Source organism: Hydrogenophaga aquatica, from assembly GCF_054780915.1.
This window is the reverse complement of sequence record NZ_BAAGVK010000033.1, coordinates 1-5,453: the sequence shown is the minus strand read 5'-3', so window position 1 is coordinate 5,453 and position 5,453 is coordinate 1. Positions and strand designations below refer to the sequence as shown.

General features: G+C 52.9%; 2 tRNA genes and 3 rRNA genes. All 5 read left to right on the top strand.

What is annotated here, in order from left to right:
• Nucleotides 1–217 precede the first annotated feature (217 nt).
• Nucleotides 218–1,746 (top strand): 16S ribosomal RNA (locus ACYVHH_RS18340).
• Between the two features lie 102 nt (nucleotides 1,747–1,848).
• A tRNA-Ile gene (locus tag ACYVHH_RS18335) sits at nucleotides 1,849–1,925 on the top strand.
• A 35-nt stretch (nucleotides 1,926–1,960) separates the two neighbouring features.
• Nucleotides 1,961–2,036 (top strand) — tRNA-Ala (locus ACYVHH_RS18330).
• A gap of 354 nt (nucleotides 2,037–2,390) precedes the next feature.
• Nucleotides 2,391–5,266 (top strand): 23S ribosomal RNA (locus tag ACYVHH_RS18325).
• 136 nt (nucleotides 5,267–5,402) lie between these two features.
• Nucleotides 5,403–5,453, top strand: a 5S ribosomal RNA gene (gene rrf / locus ACYVHH_RS18320); the annotation flags it as partial.

Below are 5,453 nucleotides of genomic sequence, written 5' to 3'. Positions count from 1 at the left end.
ACGACGTAAAAAACGAGGTAGCTGAAGAGAAATCGAGGCTGCGGAGTGTTGGGATCTTTAACAAGATACAGCCGATAAGCGTGGGCGTTTGAGTCGAGATGTCGACAAGTTCTTCGGAACAACAAACGCTCATGAAACAGTTTGAAGTGAGTTTCACTTCAATTCCGTTTTATTGAGTTGCTCGAGGGCTTAGGCCTGAGGGCATTTATTCAAGATCGAACTATAGAGTTTGATCCTGGCTCAGATTGAACGCTGGCGGCATGCTTTACACATGCAAGTCGAACGGTAACAGGCCTTCGGGCGCTGACGAGTGGCGAACGGGTGAGTAATGCATCGGAACGTGCCCAGTCGTGGGGGATAACTGCTCGAAAGAGCAGCTAATACCGCATACGATCTATGGATGAAAGCGGGGGACCGTAAGGCCTCGCGCGATTGGAGCGGCCGATGTCAGATTAGGTAGTTGGTGGGGTAAAGGCTCACCAAGCCAACGATCTGTAGCTGGTCTGAGAGGACGACCAGCCACACTGGGACTGAGACACGGCCCAGACTCCTACGGGAGGCAGCAGTGGGGAATTTTGGACAATGGGGGCAACCCTGATCCAGCAATGCCGCGTGCAGGAAGAAGGCCTTCGGGTTGTAAACTGCTTTTGTACGGAACGAAACGGTCTGGGTTAATACCCTGGGCTAATGACGGTACCGTAAGAATAAGCACCGGCTAACTACGTGCCAGCAGCCGCGGTAATACGTAGGGTGCGAGCGTTAATCGGAATTACTGGGCGTAAAGCGTGCGCAGGCGGTTTTGTAAGACAGGCGTGAAATCCCCGGGCTCAACCTGGGAATGGCGCTTGTGACTGCAAGGCTGGAGTGCGGCAGAGGGGGATGGAATTCCGCGTGTAGCAGTGAAATGCGTAGATATGCGGAGGAACACCGATGGCGAAGGCAATCCCCTGGGCCTGCACTGACGCTCATGCACGAAAGCGTGGGGAGCAAACAGGATTAGATACCCTGGTAGTCCACGCCCTAAACGATGTCAACTGGTTGTTGGGTCTTTGCTGACTCAGTAACGAAGCTAACGCGTGAAGTTGACCGCCTGGGGAGTACGGCCGCAAGGTTGAAACTCAAAGGAATTGACGGGGACCCGCACAAGCGGTGGATGATGTGGTTTAATTCGATGCAACGCGAAAAACCTTACCCACCTTTGACATGTACGGAAGTTGCCAGAGATGGCTTCGTGCTCGAAAGAGAGCCGTAACACAGGTGCTGCATGGCTGTCGTCAGCTCGTGTCGTGAGATGTTGGGTTAAGTCCCGCAACGAGCGCAACCCTTGCCATTAGTTGCTACGAAAGGGCACTCTAATGGGACTGCCGGTGACAAACCGGAGGAAGGTGGGGATGACGTCAAGTCCTCATGGCCCTTATAGGTGGGGCTACACACGTCATACAATGGCCGGTACAAAGGGCAGCCAACCCGCGAGGGGGAGCCAATCCCATAAAGCCGGTCGTAGTCCGGATCGCAGTCTGCAACTCGACTGCGTGAAGTCGGAATCGCTAGTAATCGTGGATCAGCATGTCACGGTGAATACGTTCCCGGGTCTTGTACACACCGCCCGTCACACCATGGGAGCGGGTCTCGCCAGAAGTAGTTAGCCTAACCGCAAGGAGGGCGATTACCACGGCGGGGTTCGTGACTGGGGTGAAGTCGTAACAAGGTAGCCGTATCGGAAGGTGCGGCTGGATCACCTCCTTTCTGGAAAACAAGACGTCAAGCTTGAACGCTCACACTTATCGGTTGTTGAAGGGATGTCGCCAGCGATTCGGGGGGAGACTCCGGGTTACTAGTGACCGGCTTGGGTCTGTAGCTCAGTTGGTTAGAGCACCGTCTTGATAAGGCGGGGGTCGTTGGTTCGAGACCAACCAGACCCACCAAAGGCTAGCTCCCTGCAAGCGAGAGGCGATAAGTCGGGGGATTAGCTCAGCTGGGAGAGCACCTGCTTTGCAAGCAGGGGGTCGTCGGTTCGATCCCGTCATCCTCCACCAAGACACCTGGGTTGCAAGGCCTGGGTTCAACATCCTGGATTCAACATCGAAGCGTTCTGGTTGCAGAGCGTTTCGATGTTGGTTCTGAATCAACAAAGTCCGCTGGGGCCGAGAGGTTCTGGTGGTCGGCTGTTCTTTAAAAATTCATAGAGTCGAAATCAGAGTTGTCGACGGAAAGCATCGCAAGGTGCACCGTGCCGTCGGCAACTATTTTGATTGCGTCAAAGCAAATTCAGCTTTGAAATTTGAGTTTCAAATCGAGTTGAATACGGCGAACGCGTCAGGTGAAAGACCTGACAAGCATTCTCTTGATGTGATTTTGGAGTCTTCCTTGAGGAGACGTCAAAGTTATAGGGTCAAGTGAATAAGAGCATGTGGTGGATGCCTTGGCGATGATAGGCGACGAAGGACGTGATAGCCTGCGATAAGCTTCGGGGAGCTGGCAAATTAGCTTTGATCCGGAGATTTCCGAATGGGGAAACCCACCCGCGAGGGTATCGCATACTGAATACATAGGTATGCGAGGCGAACCGAGTGAACTGAAACATCTAAGTAGCTCGAGGAAAAGACATCAACCGAGATTCCGAAAGTAGTGGCGAGCGAAATCGGAGAAGCCTGCTAGTGATAGCACAAGACTTAACAGAACGCTCTGGAAAGGGCGGCCATAGTGGGTGATAGCCCCGTATGTGAAAAGACCTGTGTGGTACTGAGCTAGCGAAAAGTAGGGCGGGACACGTGAAATCCTGTCTGAAGATGGGGGGACCATCCTCCAAGGCTAAATACTCATCATCGACCGATAGTGAACAAGTACCGTGAGGGAAAGGCGAAAAGAACCCCGGGAGGGGAGTGAAATAGATCCTGAAACCGCATGCTTACAAAAAGTCGGAGCCCGCAAGGGTGACGGCGTACCTTTTGTATAATGGGTCAGCGACTTACATTCAGTGGCAAGCTTAACCGAATAGGGGAGGCGCAGGGAAACCGAGTCCGAACAGGGCGATTCAGTCGCTGGGTGTAGACCCGAAACCAAGTGATCTATCCATGGCCAGGATGAAGGTGCCGTAACAGGTACTGGAGGTCCGAACCGACTAGTGTTGCAAAACTAGCGGATGAGCTGTGGATAGGGGTGAAAGGCTAAACAAACTTGGAAATAGCTGGTTCTCTCCGAAAACTATTTAGGTAGTGCCTCAAGTATTACCGACGGGGGTAGAGCACTGTTTTGGCTAGGGGGTCATGGCGACTTACCAAACCAAGGCAAACTCCGAATACCGTTGAGTACAGCTTGGGAGACAGAGCACCGGGTGCTAACGTCCGGACTCAAGAGGGAAACAACCCAGACCGCCAGCTAAGGTCCCTAAAATTGGCTAAGTGGGAAACGAAGTGGGAAGGCTAAAACAGTCAGGATGTTGGCTTAGAAGCAGCCATCATTTAAAGAAAGCGTAATAGCTCACTGATCGAGTCGTCCTGCGCGGAAGATGTAACGGGGCTCAAGCCAGTTACCGAAGCTGCGGATGCACAGTTTACTGTGCGTGGTAGGAGAGCGTTCTGTAAGCCTGTGAAGGTGGCTTGTGAAGGCTGCTGGAGGTATCAGAAGTGCGAATGCTGACATGAGTAGCGTTAAAGCGGGTGAAAAGCCCGCTCGCCGTAAGCGCAAGGTTTCCTACGCAACGTTCATCGGCGTAGGGTAAGTCGGCCCCTAAGGCGAGGCAGAGATGCGTAGCTGATGGGAAGCAGGTCAATATTCCTGCACCGATTACAAGTGCGATGTGGGGACGGATCTTAATAGGTTATCCGGCGGTTGGAAGTGCCGGTTTAGACAGAAGTAGGCGTGCGTTAGGCAAATCCGGCGCGCATATACCGAGGCTGTCGATCGAGCGAGCTTGCTCGCGAAGTAACCGAACGGGGTCCCAGGAAAAGCCACTAAGCTTCAGCTTGTAATCGACCGTACCGCAAACCGACACTGGTGCGCGAGATGAGTATTCTCAGGCGCTTGAGAGAACTCGGGAGAAGGAACTCGGCAAATTGACACCGTAACTTCGGAAGAAGGTGTGCCCTAGTAGCGTGTAGTGAACAACGAAGCGTGAATGGGTTGCAAAAAATAGGTGGCTGCGACTGTTTACTAAAAACACAGCACTCTGCAAACACGAAAGTGGACGTATAGGGTGTGACGCCTGCCCGGTGCCGGAAGATTAATTGATGGGGTGCAAGCTCTTGATCGAAGTCCCGGTAAACGGCGGCCGTAACTATAACGGTCCTAAGGTAGCGAAATTCCTTGTCGGGTAAGTTCCGACCTGCACGAATGGCGTAACGATGGCCACACTGTCTCCTCCCGAGACTCAGCGAAGTTGAAATGTTTGTGATGATGCAATCTCCCCGCGGAAAGACGGAAAGACCCCATGAACCTTTACTGTAGCTTTGTATTGGACTTTGAACGGATCTGTGTAGGATAGGTGGGAGGCTTTGAAGTGCGGTCGCTAGATCGCATGGAGCCGACGTTGAAATACCACCCTGGTGCGTTTGAGGTTCTAACCTAGGTCCATTATCTGGATCGGGGACAGTGCATGGTAGGCAGTTTGACTGGGGCGGTCTCCTCCCAAAGCGTAACGGAGGAGTTCGAAGGTACGCTAGGTACGGTCGGACATCGTGCTAATAGTGCAATGGCATAAGCGTGCTTAACTGCGAGACTGACAAGTCGAGCAGATGCGAAAGCAGGACATAGTGATCCGGTGGTTCTGTATGGAAGGGCCATCGCTCAACGGATAAAAGGTACTCTGGGGATAACAGGCTGATACCGCCCAAGAGTTCATATCGACGGCGGTGTTTGGCACCTCGATGTCGGCTCATCTCATCCTGGGGCTGTAGCCGGTCCCAAGGGTATGGCTGTTCGCCATTTAAAGAGGTACGTGAGCTGGGTTTAAAACGTCGTGAGACAGTTTGGTCCCTATCTTCCGTGGGCGCTGCAGATTTGAGGAAGCCTGCTCCTAGTACGAGAGGACCGGAGTGGACGCACCTCTGGTGTACCGGTTGTCACGCCAGTGGCATCGCCGGGTAGCTATGTGCGGAAGAGATAACCGCTGAAAGCATCTAAGCGGGAAACTCGTTCCAAGATGAGATCTGCCGGGGCCTTGAGCCCCCTGAAGGGTCGTTGTAGACCACGACGTTGATAGGCTGGGTGTGGAAGAGCAGCAATGCTTTAAGCTAACCAGTACTAATTGCCCGTGAGGCTTGACCCTATAATTTTGATCAAATCGATCAAGAATGCTAACGCCGTATCCAAAACGATACGAAACTCAGCAACGCAATCAAAACCGATTCGACTCTGTGAATTCGCCCGGCTGACCCCAAAAATCAGCCAGGCAACCCGTTATGCCTGACGACCATAGCAAGTTGGAACCACTCCTTCCCATCCCGAACAGGACA